At 62.1% G+C, this 20,957-nt stretch carries 18 protein-coding genes; 16 read left to right on the forward strand and 2 right to left on the reverse strand.

Annotated features, from left to right (window positions below; translation table 11 throughout):
• The first annotated feature begins 1 nt into the window (after position 1).
• The 8 genes from odhB to FHT29_RS15785 all read left to right on the forward strand — a co-directional run bounded on the left by odhB (position 2) and on the right by FHT29_RS15785 (position 8,948).
• Positions 2-1,231, forward strand: a complete 1,230-nt coding sequence (odhB, locus tag FHT29_RS15750; RefSeq protein ID WP_037196801.1) for a 2-oxoglutarate dehydrogenase complex dihydrolipoyllysine-residue succinyltransferase — start codon at positions 2-4, stop codon at positions 1,229-1,231.
• 14 nt (positions 1,232-1,245) lie between these two features.
• Complete coding sequence (locus tag FHT29_RS15755; protein WP_047553607.1) at positions 1,246-1,995, forward strand: DUF4241 domain-containing protein; 750 nt, start codon at positions 1,246-1,248, stop codon at positions 1,993-1,995.
• Between the two features lie 20 nt (positions 1,996-2,015).
• Positions 2,016-2,519 (forward strand): hypothetical protein, encoded by a 504-nt coding sequence (locus FHT29_RS15760; protein WP_047554361.1) that lies wholly within the window; start codon positions 2,016-2,018, stop codon positions 2,517-2,519.
• Positions 2,516-3,271 carry an SDR family oxidoreductase gene (locus FHT29_RS15765; RefSeq protein WP_047553603.1) on the forward strand — a complete coding sequence of 252 codons (756 nt, stop codon included), beginning with the start codon at positions 2,516-2,518 and terminating at the stop codon, positions 3,269-3,271. The genes FHT29_RS15760 and FHT29_RS15765 overlap by 4 nt, the downstream gene beginning before the upstream one ends.
• 17 nt (positions 3,272-3,288) lie before the next feature.
• Entirely contained in the window at positions 3,289-3,927 is a 639-nt protein-coding gene (locus tag FHT29_RS15770; RefSeq protein WP_047553600.1) for a LysE family transporter, read from the forward strand.
• 28 nt (positions 3,928-3,955) lie between these two features.
• Positions 3,956-5,362, forward strand: coding sequence for a dihydrolipoyl dehydrogenase (gene lpdA, locus FHT29_RS15775; RefSeq protein ID WP_037196795.1), 1,407 nt, complete (start codon positions 3,956-3,958; stop codon positions 5,360-5,362).
• A gap of 114 nt (positions 5,363-5,476) precedes the next feature.
• Entirely contained in the window at positions 5,477-8,335 is a 2,859-nt protein-coding gene (locus FHT29_RS15780; RefSeq protein WP_210166053.1) for a M16 family metallopeptidase, read from the forward strand.
• Between the two features lie 133 nt (positions 8,336-8,468).
• Positions 8,469-8,948, forward strand: a complete 480-nt coding sequence (locus FHT29_RS15785; protein WP_246703040.1) for a DUF2867 domain-containing protein — start codon at positions 8,469-8,471, stop codon at positions 8,946-8,948.
• Here the strand turns inward: FHT29_RS15785 and FHT29_RS15790 are convergent.
• Entirely contained in the window at positions 8,926-10,017 is a 1,092-nt protein-coding gene (locus FHT29_RS15790) for a TraB/GumN family protein (RefSeq protein WP_168599835.1), read from the reverse strand. The genes FHT29_RS15785 and FHT29_RS15790 overlap by 23 nt on opposite strands.
• Positions 10,018-10,147: 130 nt before the next feature.
• Positions 10,148-11,083 (reverse strand): tyrosine recombinase XerC, encoded by a 936-nt coding sequence (locus FHT29_RS15795; RefSeq protein ID WP_047553589.1) that lies wholly within the window; start codon positions 11,081-11,083, stop codon positions 10,148-10,150.
• 244 nt (positions 11,084-11,327) lie between these two features.
• On the opposite strand from FHT29_RS15795, the gene FHT29_RS15800 reads away from it, so the two are divergent.
• The 8 genes from FHT29_RS15800 to atpD all read left to right on the forward strand — a co-directional run bounded on the left by FHT29_RS15800 (position 11,328) and on the right by atpD (position 20,946).
• Positions 11,328-12,275: a 1-acyl-sn-glycerol-3-phosphate acyltransferase gene (locus FHT29_RS15800; protein WP_047553586.1), complete on the forward strand. Its 948-nt coding sequence runs from the start codon at positions 11,328-11,330 to the stop codon at positions 12,273-12,275.
• 24 nt (positions 12,276-12,299) lie between these two features.
• The gene (locus tag FHT29_RS15805) at positions 12,300-13,436 is read left to right on the forward strand and encodes an AAA family ATPase (protein WP_047553584.1); all 1,137 of its coding nucleotides are present in this window, start codon (positions 12,300-12,302) and stop codon (positions 13,434-13,436) included.
• A 57-nt stretch (positions 13,437-13,493) separates the two neighbouring features.
• Entirely contained in the window at positions 13,494-15,725 is a 2,232-nt protein-coding gene (locus tag FHT29_RS15810; protein WP_047553582.1) for a primosomal protein N', read from the forward strand.
• Positions 15,726-15,837: 112 nt separating this feature from the next.
• On the forward strand, positions 15,838-16,221 hold the full coding sequence (locus FHT29_RS15815) for a hypothetical protein (protein WP_047553580.1): 384 nt from the start codon (positions 15,838-15,840) through the stop codon (positions 16,219-16,221).
• A gap of 261 nt (positions 16,222-16,482) precedes the next feature.
• Positions 16,483-17,049, forward strand: coding sequence for a F0F1 ATP synthase subunit delta (locus FHT29_RS15820; RefSeq protein ID WP_080760447.1), 567 nt, complete (start codon positions 16,483-16,485; stop codon positions 17,047-17,049).
• Entirely contained in the window at positions 17,049-18,578 is a 1,530-nt protein-coding gene (atpA, locus tag FHT29_RS15825) for a F0F1 ATP synthase subunit alpha (RefSeq protein WP_037196785.1), read from the forward strand. The genes FHT29_RS15820 and atpA overlap by 1 nt, the downstream gene beginning before the upstream one ends.
• A 29-nt stretch (positions 18,579-18,607) precedes the next feature.
• Positions 18,608-19,492, forward strand: coding sequence for a F0F1 ATP synthase subunit gamma (locus FHT29_RS15830; RefSeq protein ID WP_037196784.1), 885 nt, complete (start codon positions 18,608-18,610; stop codon positions 19,490-19,492).
• A 23-nt stretch (positions 19,493-19,515) separates the two neighbouring features.
• The gene (atpD, locus tag FHT29_RS15835; RefSeq protein ID WP_047553576.1) at positions 19,516-20,946 is read left to right on the forward strand and encodes a F0F1 ATP synthase subunit beta; all 1,431 of its coding nucleotides are present in this window, start codon (positions 19,516-19,518) and stop codon (positions 20,944-20,946) included.
• The last annotated feature ends 11 nt before the right edge of the window (positions 20,947-20,957 follow it).

A 20,957-nucleotide genomic window follows, 5' to 3' on the forward strand; every position in this document is an offset into this window, starting at 1 on the left:
AATGGCCACTGAAATCCGCGTTCCTACCCTCGGCGAGTCCGTCAGCGAGGCGACCGTCGGCACCTGGTTCAAGAAGGTCGGCGATGCCATCAAGGCCGATGAGCCGATTCTCGAGCTTGAAACCGACAAGGTGACGATCGAAGTTCCAGCACCTGCGGCTGGCACGCTGTCCGAAATCGTTGCCCAGGCCGGGGAGACCGTAGGCCTCGGCGCGCTGCTCGGCCAGATCAGTGCCGGCAACGGTGCCGCCGCCGCTCCGGCTCAGGCTGCCGCTCCGGCTGCTCCTGCCGCTGCCGCGCCGGTTGCTGCAGCAACCGTTTCCGCTTCGGCTTCCGCCATGCCGCCGGCTCCGGCCGCCGCCAAGCTGCTCGCCGAGAACAATATCTCCGCCGATCAGGTCGATGGCAGCGGCAAGCGCGGTCAGGTCCTGAAGGGCGATGCCATCGCCGCCATCGCCAAGGCTTCCTCGGCGCCTGCCGCCGCGCCGGCTGCTCCGGTCGCCGCGCGCGCGCCGACCGCCGTCGAGGACGTCAGCCGCGAAGAGCGCGTCAAGATGACCCGCCTGCGCCAGACGATCGCCCGCCGCCTCAAGGATGCGCAGAACACCGCCGCCATGCTCACCACCTACAATGAGGTGGACATGAAGGCGGTCATGGACCTGCGCAACAAGTACAAGGACATCTTCGAGAAGAAGCATGGCGTGAAGCTCGGCTTCATGGGCTTCTTCACCAAGGCCGTCACGCACGCCCTGAAAGAACTGCCGGCCGTCAACGCCGAGATCGACGGCACCGACATCATCTACAAGAACTACTGCCACGTCGGCATGGCTGTCGGTACCGACAAGGGCCTCGTCGTTCCTGTCATTCGCGATGCCGACCAGATGTCGATCGCCGAGGTCGAGAAGGAGCTTGGCCGTCTGGCAAAAGCTGCCCGTGACGGCACGCTGTCGATGGCTGACATGCAGGGCGGCACCTTCACCATCACCAACGGCGGCGTCTATGGTTCGCTGATGTCCTCGCCGATCCTGAACGCGCCGCAGTCGGGCATTCTCGGCATGCACAAGATCCAGGAGCGTCCGGTCGCCATCGGCGGTCAGGTTGTCATCCGTCCGATGATGTATCTGGCGCTCTCCTACGATCACCGCATGGTCGACGGCAAGGAAGCCGTGACCTTCCTCGTGCGCGTCAAGGAAAGCCTGGAAGATCCGGAACGCCTGGTTCTCGATCTCTAAGGGAGCGTTGGATCATGTCGACATGGCCCATGCGGACGCTGCGCGGATTGTTGTGCGCCGTCGCCGCATGGGTGCCATCATCCGCCGGCGCGGATGAGTTCGACGTTTCCAAGCTTAGCAGCAACCTCGATCTGGCGTCGCTCAGCGACGCCGGTCTTGCTGCACGATCGATCACCGTCCTTCGCATCGGCAATGTCGAACTGACGTCCGGCCGCATCGTTGCCAGCGATCCGCTGGTCGGACCGGGCCGTCCGGCGCTGGTCAGGACCGTGCCTCCGGGCGATTATCCAGTGACGCTCTATGAAGCCTTCGGCCGCATCGCCGCCGGCAGCATTCGGTTTGCCGAGGGCAAGCCGGTGCGCTGGGAGCTGGCGCTCATTCCGGGCCAGGATATCAATGCGTTGAAGGGTGAGGAGTTCTTCGGCTATCCGGTGGATGCTGGCCTCGGCTGCTATATGGATGCCGATACCTATGCTCTCATTCAGGAGCGGGAAAAGCAGGTCCGGGCCGAGAAGTCGTCCTCGGATATCAACTACTATGACGATGTCCTGGCGCCCGAGCTCAAGGCGAACAAGGACAAATATGCCATGCACCGGCCGGTGGCCGGCGAGCGTGGTAATGTCGCCATCTTCTGGAGCGGCTGGGGCGATGGCTTCTATCCGGTCTTCTGGGGCCTCGATGCCGGCGGGCGGCCGCTGGTTCTGTTCACCGACTTCGGCGTGACAGAGAACGCCGATGGCCGGCGCGAACCGGGAGGGGAATGACGATGTTGACTAACTGCATGATGACGCGGCTGGCTCCGGTGCGCTGGGCGATGATGGCCTTTGCTGTTAATCCGGCACTGGCTCTCGCGGGCGAATGCGTGCAGGAAAAGGCCGTCTACGGCGATATGGATGACGCCTATGAGCTGCGCTTCGAGCCCATGGGGTCGGAATCATCCGTCAGCAATAAGTTCAAGCTTGCCGTGCGCAACACCAATGTCGTGGCTGATGGCGTTGTCATGCGCACCGACGATCAAAAGCGCGCCGATGGCAGGATCATGTTCGGGTGCCCGGAAGGTGATGTGACCGGGGCCGATCTAAGGGCCTGCACCGTCTGGCAGGGCATGGTCTATGCCTCGGACCTGAAGGGCCATATCAGCGCGCTTCCGACCGAGGGCGAGAGTGCGGCGGAACGGCTTTTCCTGCCGGCGCTCGGACCCTCGATCCAGAAGTCTTCTCTTTGGGGCGAGGGCAAGGCAACCGTTGCGCCCTGGGACGTCCTCAGCCTGAAAGGATGCTATCAATGAGCGAGAGTGCACCCGTTCTTCTCGTAACCGGCGGCAGCCGCGGCATTGGCGCGGCTGTTTCAGTGGCCGCTGCTCAGCATGGCTGGGCGGTGGCGGTCAACTACGCGTCCAACAAGGAGGCGGCCGAGGCTGTGGTGGCGACGATCCGCGAGGCCGGGGGCGAGGCGATCGCAATCCCCGGCGATGTCGGCAAGCCCGAGGACATCAAATCCATCTTTGCCACGATCGACGCGCATTTCGGCCACCTCGATGGCCTCGTCAACAATGCCGGCATCGTTGGTGTGATCCAGCGCCTCGACGAAATGACGCCTGAGCGGATCGACCGCATGTTCCGCGTCAATGTCACCGGCTCGATGTTGGTCGCGGCGGAAGCGGTGCGCCGCATGTCGACTCGGCACGGCGGCAAGGGCGGCGTGATCGTCAACGTTTCTTCTCTGGCCGCCACGCTCGGCGGCGGCGGGCAATATGTCGATTATGCCGCTTCCAAGGGGGCGATCGATACCTTCACGGTCGGTCTGGCGCGCGAGGTGGCGGCCGAAGGCATCCGCGTCAACGCCGTCCGGCCCGGCATCATCGATACGGATATCCACGCCGCCGCCGGCCTGCCGGACCGGGCTCGCGACATCGCTCCGCAATTGCCGATGAAGCGTGCCGGAACGGCCGACGAGGTGGCCGACTCCATCCTCTATCTCCTGGGGCCTCACGCATCCTATATAACGGGTGCCTTGCTCGACGTGAGCGGTGGCCGTTAAGCGGAAGGGTGGCTTTCATGCAATATATTCTCGAATTCCTCGGCCTGATGGCGGTGTTCTCGATCTTCATCGTCATTCCCGGCGCCGATTTTGCCGTCATCCTGCGCCAGAGCATCGTGCATGGCCGCCGTGCCGCCATGATGACCGGGCTCGGCATGGGCTTCTCGCTGCTCTTCCACATCAGCTACACCATCCTCGGCCTCGGCCTGATCGTCTCGCAATCGCTTGTCCTGTTCAGCATGATCAAATGGGCCGGCGTTCTCTATCTCGTTTATCTCGGCCTCAAGTCGTTCCGCGATCCGGGCTTCAAGGTAGCGGAAATCGAGATCACCGATGCCGACCGCAAGCCGGTCTCCGTCTGGCGTTGCCTGGCGACGGGCTTCATCACCAATGCGCTCAACCCGAAGCCGGTGCTGTTTTTCCTGTCGCTGTTTTCGACGCTCGTGCATCACGACACGCCGGCGCTGATCCAGTTCAGCTACGGCATCGGCATGGCGGCGGCTCTGGTCGCCTGGTTTGCCGGCGTCTCCACCTTTTTCACCGTCAAGCCGGTTCGCGATCGCTTCATCGCGTCAGGCAAATGGTTCAACCGCATCACCGGAGCGGCGCTCGTCGGCTTCGGCATCCGCCTCGCCTTGGCGCGGGCGGCCGACTAACAGAGATAGAAAACAAGGAAATTAAACCATGTCCTACGATGTGATCATTATCGGAACCGGCCCGGGCGGCTATGTCTGCGCAGTCAAGGCGGCGCAGCTCGGCCTGAAGGTGGCGGTCGTCGAAAAGCGAGTGACCTTTGGCGGTACCTGCCTCAACATCGGCTGCATTCCCTCCAAGGCGCTGCTGCACGCTTCCGAAGTGTTCCATCAGGCCGGCCATGGCATGGACGCGCTCGGCGTCGAGGTTGCAGCGCCGACGCTGAACCTTGGCAAGATGATGGCCCACAAGGACGCGACGGTTAAGTCGAATGTCGATGGCGTCGCCTTCCTCTTCAAGAAGAACAAGATCGATGCCTTCCAGGGCACCGGCAAGATCGTTTCCGCCGGCAAGGTTGCCGTGACGGCCGACGACGGCAAGGTGACGGAGATCGAGGGCAAGAACATCGTCATCGCCACCGGCTCCGACGTTGCCGGCATTCCGGGCGTGCCGCTCGAAATCGATGAGAAGATCATCATCTCCTCCACCGGCGGCATCGCGCTCGACAAGGTGCCGGGCAAGATGATCGTCGTCGGCGGCGGCGTCATCGGCCTCGAGCTCGGCTCGGTGTGGTCGCGCCTCGGCGCCAAGGTTACCGTCGTCGAATATCTCGACACCATCCTCGGCGGCATGGACGGCGAAGTCTCCAAGCAGTTCCAGCGCATGCTGGCCAAGCAGGGCGTGGAATTCCATCTCGGCGCCAAGGTGGTCGGCGTCGAGAAGTCCGGCGGTGGCGCGAAGGTTACCTTCGAGCCGGTCAAGGGCGGCGACAAGGTCGTGCTCGACGCCGATGTCGTGCTGGTCGCGACTGGCCGCAAGCCCTATACGGCAGGCCTTGGCCTGGAAGAGGCCGGCGTCGTGCTCGACAATCGCGGCCGCGTCGAGATCGACGGCCACTTCAAGACCAACGTTGCCGGCATCTATGCCATCGGCGACGTGGTGAAGGGCCCGATGCTGGCGCACAAGGCGGAAGACGAGGGCGTGGCGCTCGCCGAGATCCTCGCCGGCCAGGCGGGCCATGTGAACTACGACGTCATCCCGAGCGTCGTCTACACCCAGCCGGAAGTCGCCTCCGTCGGCAAGACCGAGGAAGAGCTGAAGGCCGCGGGCATCGCCTACAAGGTCGGCAAGTTCCCGTTCTCCGCCAACGGCCGCGCCCGCGCCATGCTGGCGACCGATGGTTTCGTCAAGATCCTGGCCGATAAGGAAACGGACCGGGTTCTGGGCGGCCATATCGTCGGCTTCGGCGCCGGTGAGATGATCCACGAGATTACCGTGCTGATGGAATTCGGTGGGTCGTCGGAAGATCTCGGCCGCACCTGCCATGCGCATCCGACCATGTCGGAAGCCGTGAAGGAGGCAGCGCTCGCGACCTTCTTCAAGCCGATCCACATGTAAGAACGGCGTTTAAGCTCGGTCGAATACTGGGATTGCAATGCACATGCGATGATGCGATGAACGGGGCCTCTCGTGCATCGCATCATCGAAGCTCCCCCAATCACCGAAGCAAGCATGTCACGCCAAATCCCAGCTATTGCCGCATCCCTACAACTGTTCATTGTTGTCGCCTTCACGGTCCTAGCGACTGGTGTGCTCCCGGCTCATGCCGAAACGCCTGATGTCGGTTGGCCGCAGGCCGCCAGCGATCTGCCGGCGGAGCCCGATCTCCGTTTCGGCACGCTGCCCAACGGTATGCGTTTCGCCATCATGCATAATGCGACGCCCGCAGGGCAGGTGGCGATCCGGTTTCGCATCGGCACCGGTTCGCTCCAGGAAAAAGACGATCAGCAGGGGCTGGCGCATTTTCTCGAACATATGGCGTTCAAGGGTTCGACCCACGTTCCCGAAGGCGAGATGACCCGAATCCTCCAGCGCCTCGGCCTGGCCTTCGGCGCGGATACGAACGCTTCGACCAGCTACAACGAAACCGTCTATGCGCTCGATCTGCCTGAGGCCGATGCCGAGACGGTTTCCACCGGCCTGATGCTGATGCGCGAGACGGCGAGCGAACTCACGCTGGACGCCGGCGCCTTCGACCGCGAGCGCGGCGTCATCCTCTCGGAGGAGAAGCTGCGCGATACGCCGCAATATCGGGGCGGAACCGGCTTCATGAACCTGCTGCTGCCCGGCCAGCGCGTGCTGCTGCGTCCGCCTATCGGCAAGACTGACATCATCAGCAACGCACCGGTCGATCTGGTGCGGGACTATTATCGCACCAATTATCGGCCGGAACGCGCCACGCTGATCGTGGTCGGCGATATCGATGCGGCGGCCCTCGAAGCCGACATCCGCAGCCGCTTCAGCAATTGGATGTCAAATACACCGGCGCCGGCGGAGCCCGATCTGGGCGCTCTTGAAAAACACGGGGAGCGCGTTGGAACTGTGGTCGTGCCGGGTGGCGCCACCCGCGTGCAGATCGCCTGGACGCGTCCCTATGATGGTTCGCAGGACACGGTTGCCAAGCGTCGTCAGCAGTTGATCGACGGGATAGGGCTGGCTGTTCTCAACCGGCGCATCTCCGTTCTGGCGCAACAGCCCAACCCGCCTTTCGTCAGCGCGCAGGCAGGTTCTCAGGATCTGTTGAAGTCCGCGCACGTCACGATGATTGCCGCCGATAGCGATCCCGACAAGTGGCAGGCGGCGCTTGCCGCCATCGATCAGGAGCAGCGCCGTATTGCCGAGTTCGGTGCTGCGCAAAGCGAGATCGATCGCGAGATTGCCGAATACCGGTCGACGCTGCAGGCGGCTGCGGGCGGCGCTGCAACGCGCACGAGCCCGGACATTGCCGGATCTTTGGCCTGGAGTGTCGGCGAAGGCGTGGTCTTCACCTCGCCGGCGGAAGACCTCTCGCTCTTCGATGCTGCGATGAAAGGCTTGACAGCGGCTGAGGTCAACCAGAGTCTCCAGGCTGCCTTTGCGGGCAGCGGTCCGCAACTGGTACTGCAGATCCCGCAAATGCCCGAGGGCGGTGTCGCGGCTGTTGAAAAGGCCTATGCGGACTCGCGCGCCGTGCCGGTTACTGCGCCGGAGCATACGAGAGCGGCTGTCTGGCCGTATACCGATTTCGGGAAGGCCGGAGCCGTCGTCGAACAGCGAGTCGTCGATGATCTCGGCGTGACGATGGTACGCTTTGCCAACGGCGTCCGCCTGACCGTCAAGCCGACAAAGCTCCGCGCCGACGAAGTCCTGGTTCGTGCAAATATCGGTCGCGGCCGGCTCGATCTGCCGCATGACCGCCCGCTGCCAATATGGGCGGCGCCGGCGGTGCCGCTGTCCGGCCTCAAAGCAATCAGCTACGATGACTTGCAGAAGGCGTTCGCCAGCAACGTCGTCGGCAGCGACTTTTCCATCCAGGATGGCTCCTTCAGATTCGAGGGGGCGACGCGGCCGAGCGACCTGGCGACGCAATTGCAGCTTCTGACGGCCTATGTCTCCGATCCAGCCTACCGTCCTGATGTCTTCAAGCGGGTGCAACAGGCCTATCTGAACAGTCTGACGCAGCTTCAGGCAACGCCAGGGACCGTGGTCGGCCGCGATCTTCCCGGGCTTTTGCATTCTAATGATCCGCGCTGGACTTTTCCGGACCGGACACAGTTGCTCAACACCAAGCCGGAAGATTTCGAGGCACTCTTGCGGCCGTTCCTTTCCAAGGGGCAGATCGAAGTCATCATCGCCGGCGATGTTCAGGTGGATGATGCGATCCGCATGACCGCACAGACCTTCGGTGCGCTGCCGGCCCGGCCCGATGCGCAGGAGCGGACCGACAGTAGCGCGCTTTTTCCGGCACCGACGCCGGAACCGGTCGTGCGGCTTCAGGACGGGCGAAGCGACAATGCCGGCGCGCTTGTTGCCATGCCGATCGGCGATTTTCTCTCCGATTTGCCGCGCGCCGTTGCCGCCAATGTTACAGGAGCGATCTTCCGGAATCGTCTGATCGATCAGTTCCGCATTGCCGAGGGCGCGACTTACAGCCCACAGGGCGACGTCGACCTGTCCAGATCGATCCCGGGCTATGGCTTTGCCTATGTCTACGTCGAGACAGTTCCGGCGAAGGTGGATCATTTCTTCGATCTGGTGGACAAGATCAGCGCCGATTTGCGGGATAGGGACGTTTCACCGGACGAACTCACGCGCGCCAAGGCTCCGATCGTGGAGGAGATAAAGCGTTCGCAGCAGACCAACGGCTATTGGCTGGAGAGCTTGCATGGTGCCCAGACGGATGCCCGGCGTCTCGAGCGGATTCGCGGCAGCATCGACGGCTACCAGTCCATAACAGCGCAGGATGTCCGGGCAATTGCGACAGCCTATCTGAAGCCGGAGACGTCCTGGCGTATGAAAATATTGCCGGCTAACGGATCGGCTGTGCGCTAGCCGTCCGTCCACCTGCACAATCGTCGCAGCCGGCATTTGTCTGTTCAGGTTGATGTGCTGAGTGTGATAGCTTGCTGGTATGGACGCAACGGGCGAGACGATGTCTGCAAGGCCTCGGATGGTGATACCGTATATGCCGCATCCCGCGCTGCCGGGTGCGGATTGGGCGGATTGCTATGAGCTGCAGGTCGCGAGATCGGATTTTACGGCAATTACGGCTGCGCATGCCATGCTTGGCCGGTTTCCGCTGTGGGTGCGGCTATTGGTGCGGCTGCGCGACGCCGTGACTGATCTGTTCGGATTGAGATCCAGCCGTAGCCTGGTGGCGGGTGAGCTGGAAACGATCGGGTTCTTTCCGGTCGTCAGCAAGTCGGACAATCAAGTCGTTCTGGGGTTCGATGATCGCCACCTCGATTTTCGTGTCGTCATCGACGTGCGGCACGACGACCAGGGGCGTCGGCTGGTCGATGCGACGACACTGGTCAGGCGAAAGATATGGCTCGGGCGGATCTATATAGCGCTGATTACACCATTCCACCGGCTGATCGTCATAACAATGCTCGCCAATTTCGGCAGACGGATGAGCGCGGTCAGTTTACTGCCGTTACCGTGAAGCCTTGCTTGCGCAGCAGCGCTACCAGGCCCTGGTCGCCGGCCAGATGCAGCGCGCCGACGGCGATGAAGGCGTTGCCCTTGTCGAGGATCGGTGCGGAGCGTTCGGCCATCACCTTGTTGCGATCGAGGATGATGCGCTGCTCGAAGGCCGCCGTGTCGTCGTCAGAGATGTTCTGGTCCGGCTCGATTACCTTCAGCATCGGGATCATCGCGCCGATATTGCCGGCACGATAGAGATCGGTCATCGTTTCGTTGACGTCGTTGATCTTGTCGCCGAGTTCGAGCGTCTGGATCAGCGACTTCAGATGCAGCGCGATCGGCAGATCGCTCATGGCCTTGGCCTGCTCGGCCAGCGTCTCCAGGCCCTTGACCTGCTTGCCCTCGGCGGCGGCGTCGCTTGCCAGCTTCTGGTCGAGGAATTTCGCGCCGGCGGTCTTGCGGTGGATTTCGCAGCCGGTCATCTCGAAAGAGCTCGAAATCAGCCAGGGTTGCATGCGGGAGACAGCGGCAAGCGCAATGCCGCGCGCCTTCAGTCCCGCTTCGAGCTTGGCGTTATCCTCGGGCGACAGATGCTGGCTGATGGTCGAGCCGTCGGTGAGCATCGTCAGCGACGGATTGGCGAAGAGGGCCGCGGCTGCCCTCTTGTCATCGAGAATTTCGTCGGATTCGACGACGATCGTATCGGCGGCCGCTACGGCCTCCGGCGCGCCCTTCGGCATGGTGAGCACGCGCGAATCCGAGACATGCATGGTGCCGAGCAGCCAGGAAGGCTTCAGGCCTGATTTCTCGATCTTCCAGAAGATGCCTTTGCCATTCTCCACCTTGTCGCCTGCCGCGATGATGGAGGCGTATTTGGCCGGATCGCTTTTCTGCAGCTCCGCCATCAGATCCTTCCCGCCGCAGCTGTCGGACACCGTCTCATCGGCGTGCGCCGATTGCAGCGTCAGCATGGTTGCGATCAATATGATCGCCAGCATCAGCGGAAAGGCCGTGGCGAGCCAAAGGAGCATGCCACCGATCGCCGGCGTCGGTGACCGCATCGTCCTGGATCCGAGGGCAGAAATCATCTAAACCTTCCGCTGACAGAGGACATGACTTCTAAAGCTTGAAAGCGGCTTTCGGGAGGCATGTCGAAACATGTTTCTGCTCTATCCTTGCGAAACGCATATTCCCTTAACGCAAGGGGTTAATCTTTTCTTACGCTCGCGGATGGGCGCGATCGTAGACTTCCAGAAGCCGTGAGGAATCGACGCCGGTATAGACCTGCGTCGTCGACAGGCTGGCATGGCCGAGCAATTCCTGGATGGTGCGCAGGTCCCCTCCGCCCGCCAGCAGATGCGTCGCGAAGGAGTGGCGCAAGGCATGCGGCGTTGCGGTATCGGGCAAGCCGAAGGCGCTGCGCAGTTTCTGCATGCCGTGCTGGATGATGCCCGGCTGCAGCTTGCCGCCGCGCGCGCCGCGAAAGAGGGGGCCGTCCGCGTCGAGATGATAGGGACAGAGCGCGCGATAGCGATCGACCGCCTCGACGACGATTGATAGTAGCGGCACCAGCCGCGTCTTGTTGCCCTTGCCGGTGATGCGCAGCGCAGTCGCGCCCGGCGGCATATCCTGCGGCTTCAGATCCAGCGCTTCGGAAATGCGCAGGCCGCAGCCGTAGAGCAGGGTCAGCACGGCCGCATCGCGCGCAGCGATCCATGGCTCCTCATGCAACTGTACCTCATCGCTGACCACCGTGATGGCCTGCGTATCGGAAAGCGGCTTGGGAAGCGATTTCGGCTGTTTCGGCGAGCGCACGGCCGCCGCGCCTGCGGCATTCACCAGGCCCTTCTTTTCGAGATAGCGCAGCAGCGAACGAAGGCCGGCAAGATTGCGCCCGAGCGAACGGGCGCCGGCCCCTTCTTTTCGGCGCGCGGCGAGAAAACCGCGAAAATCGGCGGGGCGCAGCGCGTGGATATCCGCGATCGTTGCCGGGCCGCCGAGATGGCCGGTGAGAAAGGTGAGGAATTGCCGCGTGTCGCGCTCATAGGCATTCAGCGTGTGGGCGGAGAGCCGCCGCTCCTGACCGAGCGCGTCGAGCCAGCGGCTACGCTCCGCCATCAACCTTGAGTCGGCAATGATCAACAATTCGTTCAGTGGAAAACCCCTTGAAATTCAGATTCCTTCTGCCACTTTGAATTAGGGAAGGTTATGGAATCACTAACTTTCCCGTTGCACTGCTTGCATTTCCGATGTGCTGCGGGAGCAACGGCACTCCAAAAAACTGCATATGGGCCCGTTCCTAAATCCCCGATGATTTGGCGGCTATATGCGAGGCGCTTGTCATGCTTCGATCATATTCGGTTGCAATAGAATATACCCCAACCATTCAGGATACTTCATGGCACGCCGCGGTTCGATAACTGCATTGGGACAGATTGCAGAAGCGATCGCTTTGGTGTCGCAGGGTCAGCCGGGACATATTGTCGATATGCTGATCGCCGAACGTGGCGAAAAGATCGTTCGCAATCCGCTCTGGCCGGTCATGCGCCCCTTTCTCTACACGCTGCTGCGCTACAACAAGGCGATCGAATTCGCCAATGATGTCGCCAAGTTGTCCGGCTTTCAATGCTTCGAATATATGAGCGATCTGCTCCAGCTCGACATCGACGTCACCCACGCCGATCGCATCCCGGCATCCGGCGGTTTCATTCTCGTCAGCAATCATCCCACCGGCATTGCCGACGGCGTCGCCGTTTTCGATCTCCTGAAATCGCGCCGGCCCGACATGATGATCTTTGCCAATCGCGATGCCGTGCGCGTCAATCCGCGTTTCGCCGAGATGATCATTCCGGTGGAATGGCGAGAGGAGCACAAGAGCAAGCCGAAGACGCGCGAGACGCTGCAGCTGACCAATCGCGCCGTCGCCGACGGCAAGGTCACCGTGCTTTTTCCGTCCGGCCGCATCGCCTATTGGGCGGACGGCAAGCTGAACGAGCGTCCGTGGAAGACATCCGCCGTGGGTCTGGCGCGCAAATACAATCTGCCGATCCTGCCGGTGCACCTGACGGCGCGCAATTCCGGCCTGTTCTACTGGCTCGCCAGATGGTCAACCGAGCTGCGCGATATGACTGTCTTTCACGAGCTTCTGAACAAGCGCGGCGACCAGTTCGACTTCCTCGTCGGCAATCTCATTCCCGTCGAGCATCTCGACGGCGACGTCAACGAGGTGACGAAAGCGCTGGAGAAGCACACGGTCGTCGATCTCGCGGCTGACGGCAATGCGAGGTTCTCGCCGCTCGTTTCGCCCAGGCAGCAGGACGAGGCCTTGGCCGCGCATTCTCTTTAAATCGGGAATCGGCTAGACCGGGGCATGCAACTTCGCTCGATGTTCGCCCAGAATTACCGCTCTTTGCGTTCGATCCGAATGGATCTCGCCGATGTCAACCTGTTCATCGGCGAGAATGGCGTCGGCAAATCCAATCTCTATCGTTCGCTGCAGCTCGTGCAGGCGGCGGTCCGTGGGCGGCTGGCGCATGAGATTTCCAGCGAGGGCGGCATGTTCTCGGCCATGTGGTCGGGCAAGCGGCGCTCGCATGAATCAGCCCGCATCCGTTTCGATGTCGAACTGCTCGACATGGAGAGGGCAGCGACTTTCCGCTATTGGATCGAGGCCGGCATGCGGCCGCCGCTTGCCTCTGCCGGCTTTCCATTGGAGCCGCAAGTCAAGGCTGAGGAATTGTCGATCGAAACGGGCCGGCGGTCGGTGACGATGATGAAGCGCGACGGACCGGGCATTTCCGTTCGTGGCGAGAATGGCCGCATGCAGGCGCATCCCGAGCAGGCGCTGACATCCGAAACGGCGATCGCTCTGCTCGGCGATGCCGGATATTATCCGGAGGTCGGCACGTTCCGACGGGCCGTCGATGCCTGGCGGTTCTACCATGGCTTTCGCACCGATCGCGGCTCGCCGCTGCGCGCGCCCTGCCTTGCAGTGACCTCTCCGATGCTGGACGAGGACGGCGCCAATATCGCTGCCGTCTTCGCCACGCTTGTCCACACACGCGAAGATACCGTCGAACTCGATCGCGTCATTGCCGCCGCCCTTGGTGGGGCGCGCCTCGTCGTGCCGGAGCCGCAGGAAACGGCGGATTTCGGCCTGATGCTGCCCGAATTCCCCAATCGCGTCTTCCAGCCGCGCGAATTGTCCGACGGCCAGATCCGTTTCCTCGGCCTGGCGGCTGCGCTGATGTCCTATCGCCTGCCGCCGCTGATTGCGCTCAACGAGCCGGAGGCGAGCCTGCATCCCGACATGCTGGTGCCGCTTGCCGAGATGATCGCGCAAGCGGCCAAGACCAGCCAGATCTGGATCGTCACCCATTCCGAGGTTCTGGCCGCTGCCGTGCGCGAGCGTTGCGGCGTGCGGCCGCGCCGGGTGATCCGCGAAGACGGTGCCACCTGGATCGACGGCATGCGGCTGACCGGTGTGATCGATGATGAAGACGAATAGTAGCAATCCGGCAATCCGGGTTTTCTTTTGTGCCCGTCCGGGGCATGGTCTGGCGCAATGAATAAAGATTCTTCCGATCTGTTCGGTGCGCTTTTCGAGGCTGCGCCCGCGAAACTTGTGATGAGCCGCACGGTTCCGGTTTTGGTGCCGCTGCCGGCGCCGAAGGCCTATTCCTATGCGGTGCCTGAGGGGATGGCGGTCGAGCCGGGTTCTGTCGTGCAGGTGCCGCTCGGGCCGAGGCAGGTCATCGGCGTCGTCTGGGATGGCGACGAGGATGGCGGCGTCGATCCGAAGAAGCTTCGCCCCATCAGTCGTGTGTTCGATTGCCCGCCGCTCGGCAAGCATATGCGCGATTTCATCGATTGGGTTGCCACCTATACGCTGTCGCCGCCGGGGCTGGTGGCGCGCATGGCCTTGCGCGCGCCGGCCGCCTTCGATCCCGAGCCGATGATCGAGGGGTTGCGCTTCATCGGCGGGCAGCCGGAGCGGCTGACGCCGGCGCGCGCCAAGGTCATGGAGACCGCCGCCGACGGGCTGTCATGGACACGCATCGGCCTGGCGCATGCGGCCGGCGTTTCCACAAGCGTCGTCGATGGGCTGATCTCGCAAGGTATTTTCGAAACCATCTTCCTGCCGCCGCCACCTGTCGTCGCCCGGCCCGATCCGGATTATATCGGCTCGCGGCTGGAGGGGCCGCAGAAGGAAGCGGCCGACGAGATATTGGCCGATGTGCGCAAGGGCGAATTTGCGGTTTCGCTGATCGACGGCGTTACCGGCTCCGGCAAGACGGAGGTCTATTTCGAGGCAATCGCCGAAACGCTGAGGCGCGGCAAGCAGGTGTTGATCCTGCTGCCCGAGATCGCGCTGACGGCAAGTTTCCTCGAGCGCTTCCAGGATCGCTTCGGCGCCAAGCCGGCGGAATGGCACTCGGATCTCGCGCCGCGTATGCGCGAGAAGGTCTGGCGGCAGGCGGTGACGGGCGAGGTCAGGGTCGTGGCCGGGGCACGCTCGGCGCTGTTCCTGCCCTTCGAGGAGCTCGGCCTGATCATCGTCGATGAGGAGCATGATCCGGCCTATAAGCAGGAGGATCGCGTTTATTACAATGCGCGCGACATGGCCGTCGTGCGCGGCCGCATCGGCGATTTTCCCGTCGTGCTGGTTTCCGCCACGCCCTCGGTCGAAAGCCAGGTCAACGGACAGAGCGGGCGCTACACCACCATTCACCTGCCGACGCGCTTCGGCGATGCCGCCCTTCCCGACCTGCATCTGGTCGACATGCGCCGCCACGCGCCGGAACGCGGCGGCTTCCTCTCGCCTGTCTTGCTCCGCGCCATCGGCAAGACGGTCGCCAAGGGCGAGCAGGCGCTGCTATTCCTCAACAGGCGCGGCTATGCGCCGCTGACGCTTTGCCGCGTTTGCGGCCATCGTTTCCAGTGCCCGCAATGTTCAAGCTGGCTGGTGGAGCACCGGTTTCGCGGGCAGATCCAGTGCCATCAATGCGGCTATGCGGAGCGCACGCCGGAAGCCTGCCCGGAATGCGGCACGCTCGACCACCTCGTTGCCTGCGGGCCTGGCGTCGAGCGCATTGCCGAGGAAGTGGAGCGGCACTTTCCTGAAGCGCGAACGATCATGCTTTCTTCCGACATCATGGGCGGCGTCAAGCGGCTGAGATTGGAGCTCGAAGCCATTGCCAAGGGTGAGGCGGATATCGTCATCGGCACGCAGTTGGTCGCCAAGGGCCACAATTTTCCGCTGATGACGCTGGTCGGCATTGTCGACGCCGATCTTGGCCTTGCCAATGGCGATCCGCGCGCCGCCGAGCGGACATTCCAGCTTTTGTCTCAGGTGACGGGACGCGCAGGCCGAACCGGGCTGAAGAGCCACGGATTGCTGCAGACCTACCAGCCGCAGCACCCCGTCATGCAGGCGATCGTCTCAGGCGATGCCGGCGCCTTCTATGAGCGCGAGATTTCCGAGCGCGAGAGGGCGGTGCTGCCGCCCTTCGGCCGGCTCGCCTCGATCATCGTATCGGCCGAAACCCGCCAGGATGCGGAGACCCATGCCCGCAGCATGCGCAACGCCGCGCCGCAGGTGCAGGGCATTTCCGTGCTCGGGCCGGCCGAAGCGCCGCTTGCCCTGGTGCGCGGCCGCCACCGGTTCCGGCTGCTCGTGCACGGCCGGCGCAATTCCGACATGCAGGGGTTCCTCCGGGCCATGCTGGCGCAATCGCCCAGGGAGCGCGGCTCGGTGCAGGTGCAGCTCGACATCGATCCACAGAGCTTTCTGTGATTGACCCGGTTGATATGGTGGCGACGCCTTTCCCTGATCGGCCGGATCATGCCATAAGTCGGCCGTCTCATTCAGGTGATTTGCGCACCGATCGATCTTTTAGGGGCGACCGATGGAATTCTATTTTCCAACCGAATTCGGCGAGCAGCTTGCCTTTTGCTCGGCGGCGTTTACGGCGCTGATCGGCCTCTTCATGATGTTCGCGCCGGGCTACACCTATCGCTTCCTTCGATTGCAGGTGCGCGAAGGGTACCCCGATGCGTACGCGGTGGGTCGATCGGGGGGCGGCTTCTATATCGGCTTCGGGCTAACTGCTATCATGTTGCAGCAGACGTGGATTTATACCGCTCTTGGAGCATCCTTCGCGGTCGCCGCGTTCGGCCGTATTCTCTCGATCATGTCCGACCGGGGGAGCGTTTGGCTCAATCTGCTCCTTCTGGTTGTGCAGGTCGTTTTGGCGGCGCTACCTCTTCTTTATGGATTGGGCTATATTTGAGCCAAATCGGGTGTGCTCGGGCTGTTATCTCGCCGGCTATCCCCACGCTTTTCGATTTTTGCCATCATAATTTCACCCGAATGGCGTATTCCGTGGATACGCGTGTTGCGAGTCTCAATATCCTATGTTAGACGAACCCCGAATTTCGGATGAGGTAGGAACGTACTCCTGCTGATTTCTGGGGGAAATCAAAACGAATTCAAGGATATATGGCTTCCGTCACCCGGAAGCCGAGTTCTTGGGTTGAAATCAGGGAAATTTGTGCCCGTGGCAGACACATCCCAGCATATTTCTGGTGTTGCAGAACGATATGCCTCGTCATTGTTCGAATTGGCCCTTGAGGAGGGCGCAGTACCGACAGTGACCGCCGATCTTGATCGGTTCCAAGCCATGCTCGATGACAGCGCCGATCTGAAGCGCTTCGTCCTCAGTCCGGTCTTTTCGTCTGAGGAGCAGGTCGGCGCGATTGAGGCGCTGGCGACTAAAGCTGGCTTCGGCGCCTTCGTTACCAATTTTCTGAAGCTTGTGGCCAAGAACCGGCGCCTTTTTGCGCTGCCGGGCATGATCAAGGCTTTCCGTATCATCGCCGCCCAGCATCGCGGCGAGATTTCCGCCGAGGTCACCTCGGCGCATGCGCTTACCCAAGCGCAGGAAGATGAATTGAAGGCGGCGCTGAAGGGCGTCACCGGCAAGGACGTGGCGATTGCCGTCACGGTCGATCCGTCGATCCTCGGCGGCCTGATCGTCAAGGTTGGTTCGCGTCAGATCGATACGTCCCTTCGCACCAAACTCTCCACCCTTAAGCTTGCATTGAAAGAGGTCGGCTGATGGATATCCGCGCCGCGGAAATTTCCGCAATTCTGAAAGATCAGATCAAAAATTTCGGCAAGGAAGCTGAAGTCTCCGAAGTCGGCCAGGTTCTTTCCGTCGGTGACGGCATCGCCCGCGTCTACGGTCTGGATAACGTCCAGGCCGGCGAAATGGTCGAATTCCCGGGTGGCATCCGCGGCATGGCGCTGAACCTTGAAGCCGACAACGTCGGTGTGGTCATCTTCGGCTCCGACCGCGACATCAAGGAAGGCGACACCGTCAAGCGCACCGGCGCGATCGTCGACGTTCCGGTCGGTCCGGAACTGCTTGGCCGCGTCGTCGACGCGCTCGGCAATCCGATCGACGGCAAAGGCCCGATCAATGCGACCCGCCGTTCGCGCGTCGACGTGAAAGCTCCGGGCATCATTCCGCGCAAGTCGGTTCATGAGCCGATGTCGACCGGCCTCAAGGCCATCGATGCGCTGATCCCTGTGGGACGCGGCCAGCGCGAGCTCGTCATCGGCGACCGCCAGACCGGCAAGACCGCCATTCTTCTCGACACGATCCTGAACCAGAAGGCCATCCACGATGCCGGCCCGGACAGCGAAAAGCTGTACTGCGTCTACGTCGCCGTCGGCCAGAAGCGTTCGACCGTTGCTCAGTTCGTCAAGGTGCTCGAAGAGCGCGGCGCGCTGAAGTATTCGATCATCGTCGCCGCCACGGCGTCCGATCCGGCTCCGATGCAGTTCCTGGCTCCGTTCGCCGGTTGCGCCATGGGCGAATATTTCCGCGACAACGGCATGCATGCGCTGATCGGTTACGACGACCTGTCGAAGCAGGCCGTTTCCTACCGCCAGATGTCGCTGCTGCTGCGCCGCCCGCCGGGCCGCGAAGCCTATCCGGGCGACGTTTTCTACCTGCATTCGCGCCTTCTCGAGCGCGCTGCCAAGATGAACGATGAATTGGGCGCCGGTTCGCTGACCGCTCTGCCTGTCATCGAAACGCAGGGCAATGACGTTTCGGCCTTCATTCCGACCAACGTGATCTCGATCACCGACGGCCAGATCTTCCTTGAAACCGACCTGTTCTATCAGGGCATTCGTCCGGCCGTTAACGTCGGTCTGTCGGTTTCGCGCGTCGGTTCGTCCGCGCAGATCAAGGCGATGAAGCAGGTTGCCGGCTCGATCAAGGGCGAACTCTCGCAGTATCGCGAAATGGCCGCCTTCGCTCAGTTCGGCTCGGACCTCGATGCCGCAACGCAGCGTCTGCTGAACCGCGGTGCCCGCCTGACCGAACTCCTGAAGCAGCCGCAGTTCTCGCCGCTGAAGACGGAAGAGCAGGTTGCGGTGATCTTTGCCGGCGTCAACGGCTACCTCGACAAGGTCGCGGTTCCGCAGGTCGGCAAGTTCGAACAGGGTCTGCTGTCCTACCTCCGTTCGGAAGGCAAGGAGATCCTCGATACGATCCGGACCGAAAAGGCTATCAGCGACGCGACCAAGGGCAAGCTTACGGCTGCTCTCGACAGCTACGCCAAGTCTTTCGCCTGATCGGACCTCACTTCTAGGACGGATACCGGATGCCTTCACTTAAGGATCTGAAAAACCGGATCGCCTCCGTCAAGGCGACGCAGAAGATCACCAAGGCGATGAAAATGGTCGCCGCGGCGAAGCTTCGGCGTGCCCAGGAGGCGGCGGAGGCCGCGCGGCCGTATTCGCAGCGCATGGGCGCCGTTCTTGCCAACATCACGGCTGCTGTCAGCGAAGCTGACGGCGCGCCTCTGCTGATGACCGGCACCGGCAAGAGCGATGTGCATCTGCTCGTGGTCTGCACGGCTGAACGCGGCCTTTGCGGTGGTTTCAATTCGCAGATCGCGCGCTTTGCCCGCGATCACATTCGCAAGCTGCTTTCCGAAGGCAAGACAGTGAAGATCTTCACGGTCGGCAAGAAGGGTTACGACATCCTGCGTCGTGAGTATTCTTCCCTGATCGTCGAGCGCAAGGAACTGCGCGACGTCAAGCGCATCGGCTACGAGAATGCGGATGCCATCGGCAAGCGCATCATCGAGATGTTTGAAGCCGGCGAGTTCGATGTCTGCACGCTGTTCTACTCCGAGTTCAAGTCGGTGATCAGCCAGGTGCCGACCGGGCTGCAGCTCATCCCGGCTTCGGCTCCCGCCGCCGTCGAAGAAGATGCTGCCCATAAGGGTGCAGTTTATGAATACGAGCCGGATGCGGCTTCGATCCTCGAGGATCTGATCCCGCGCAACCTCTCCGTCCAGGTCTTCCGCGCGCTCCTTGAGAACGTTGCCGGCGAAATGGGCGCCAAGATGAGTGCGATGGACAATGCGACGCGCAATGCTGGTGAGATGATCAACAAGCTGACACTGAGCTACAACCGTCAGCGTCAGGCGCAGATCACCAAGGAATTGATTGAAATCATTTCGGGCGCGGAAGCGCTCTGAGGCTAGGAAAAGAGGGTAAGATTATGGCTGACGCAGCTCAGGCCGCAGTTTCGGTCGGCAAGGTTACGCAGGTTATCGGCGCCGTCGTTGACGTTCATTTCGATGGCGATCTGCCGAAGATCCTGAATGCTCTCGAAACCAGTAACAACGGCAACCGCCTTGTTCTGGAAGTCGCGCAGCACCTCGGCGAAAACTCGGTCCGCACGATCGCCATGGACTCCACCGAAGGTCTGGTTCGCGGCCAGATCGTTTCGGATACCGGTGCGCCGATCTCGGTTCCGGTCGGTCATGAAACGCTCGGTCGTATCATGAACGTCATCGGCGAGCCAGTCGACGAAGCCGGCCCGCTGGTCACGACCCATAAGCGCTCCATCCACCAGGACGCGCCGTCTTACGTCGAGCAGTCGACCGAAGGCCAGATCCTGGTCACCGGCATCAAGGTCGTTGACCTGCTCGCACCTTACGCAAAGGGCGGCAAGATCGGCCTGTTCGGCGGCGCAGGCGTCGGCAAGACCGTTCTTATCATGGAACTGATCAACAACGTCGCCAAGGCGCACGGTGGTTACTCGGTGTTCGCAGGCGTGGGTGAACGTACCCGTGAAGGCAACGACCTTTACCACGAAATGATTGAATCCGGCGTCAACAAGCACGGCGGCGGCGAAGGCTCCAAGGCTGCCCTGGTTTACGGCCAGATGAACGAACCGCCGGGCGCCCGCGCCCGCGTCGCTCTGACCGGCCTGACGGTTGCCGAGAACTTCCGCGATGAAGGTCAGGACGTTCTGTTCTTCGTCGACAACATCTTCCGCTTCACCCAGGCAGGCTCGGAAGTGTCGGCTCTGCTCGGCCGTATTCCTTCGGCCGTGGGCTATCAGCCGACGCTCGCCACTGACATGGGTCAGATGCAGGAACGCATCACCACGACGACCAAGGGCTCGATCACCTCGGTTCAGGCCATCTACGTTCCGGCCGACGACTTGACCGACCCGGCGCCGGCTACTTCGTTCGCCCACTTGGACGCGACGACGGTTCTGTCGCGTTCGATCGCTGAAAAGGGCATCTACCCGGCTGTCGACCCGCTCGACTCAACCTCGCGCATGCTCGACCCGATGGTCGTCGGCGAAGAGCACTATGAAATCGCTCGTAAGGTCCAGTCGACCCTGCAGCGTTACAAGGCTCTCCAGGACATCATCGCCATCCTCGGCATGGACGAACTGTCCGAAGAAGACAAACTGGCCGTTGCCCGCGCCCGCAAGATCGAGCGCTTCCTGTCGCAGCCGTTCTTCGTCGCCGAAGCCTTCACCGGTGCGCCGGGCAAGCTCGTTGCGCTCGAAGACACGATCAAGGGCTTCAAGGGCCTGGTCAACGGCGAATACGACCACCTGCCGGAAGCCGCTTTCTACATGGTCGGCTCGATCGAAGAAGCGATCGAAAAGGCCAAGAAGCTGGCTGCCTAAGGCCAATCCAT

The sequence above is a fragment of the Rhizobium sp. SG741 genome (assembly GCF_012275435.1).
Classification (GTDB): domain Bacteria; phylum Pseudomonadota; class Alphaproteobacteria; order Rhizobiales; family Rhizobiaceae; genus Rhizobium; species Rhizobium lusitanum.

Excerpts from the sequence above, each read along its gene's own strand:
- FHT29_RS15765 (WP_047553603.1), top strand. The coding sequence starts at position 2,516 with ATGAGCGAGAGTGCACCCGTTCTTCTCGTAACCGGCGGCAGCCGCGGC.
- FHT29_RS15780 (WP_210166053.1), top strand. The coding sequence starts at position 5,477 with ATGTCACGCCAAATCCCAGCTATTGCCGCATCCCTACAACTGTTCATT.
- FHT29_RS15800 (WP_047553586.1), top strand. The coding sequence starts at position 11,328 with ATGGCACGCCGCGGTTCGATAACTGCATTGGGACAGATTGCAGAAGCG.
- lpdA (WP_037196795.1), top strand. The coding sequence starts at position 3,956 with ATGTCCTACGATGTGATCATTATCGGAACCGGCCCGGGCGGCTATGTC.
- FHT29_RS15785 (WP_246703040.1), top strand. The coding sequence starts at position 8,469 with ATGCCGCATCCCGCGCTGCCGGGTGCGGATTGGGCGGATTGCTATGAG.
- atpD (WP_047553576.1), top strand. The coding sequence starts at position 19,516 with ATGGCTGACGCAGCTCAGGCCGCAGTTTCGGTCGGCAAGGTTACGCAG.
- FHT29_RS15830 (WP_037196784.1), top strand. The coding sequence starts at position 18,608 with ATGCCTTCACTTAAGGATCTGAAAAACCGGATCGCCTCCGTCAAGGCG.
- FHT29_RS15790 (WP_168599835.1), bottom strand. The coding sequence starts at position 10,017 with ATGATTTCTGCCCTCGGATCCAGGACGATGCGGTCACCGACGCCGGCG.
- atpA (WP_037196785.1), top strand. The coding sequence starts at position 17,049 with ATGGATATCCGCGCCGCGGAAATTTCCGCAATTCTGAAAGATCAGATC.
- odhB (WP_037196801.1), top strand. The coding sequence starts at position 2 with ATGGCCACTGAAATCCGCGTTCCTACCCTCGGCGAGTCCGTCAGCGAG.
- FHT29_RS15815 (WP_047553580.1), top strand. The coding sequence starts at position 15,838 with ATGGAATTCTATTTTCCAACCGAATTCGGCGAGCAGCTTGCCTTTTGC.
- FHT29_RS15805 (WP_047553584.1), top strand. The coding sequence starts at position 12,300 with ATGCAACTTCGCTCGATGTTCGCCCAGAATTACCGCTCTTTGCGTTCG.
- FHT29_RS15755 (WP_047553607.1), top strand. The coding sequence starts at position 1,246 with ATGTCGACATGGCCCATGCGGACGCTGCGCGGATTGTTGTGCGCCGTC.
- FHT29_RS15770 (WP_047553600.1), top strand. The coding sequence starts at position 3,289 with ATGCAATATATTCTCGAATTCCTCGGCCTGATGGCGGTGTTCTCGATC.
- FHT29_RS15760 (WP_047554361.1), top strand. The coding sequence starts at position 2,016 with ATGACGCGGCTGGCTCCGGTGCGCTGGGCGATGATGGCCTTTGCTGTT.
- FHT29_RS15810 (WP_047553582.1), top strand. The coding sequence starts at position 13,494 with ATGAATAAAGATTCTTCCGATCTGTTCGGTGCGCTTTTCGAGGCTGCG.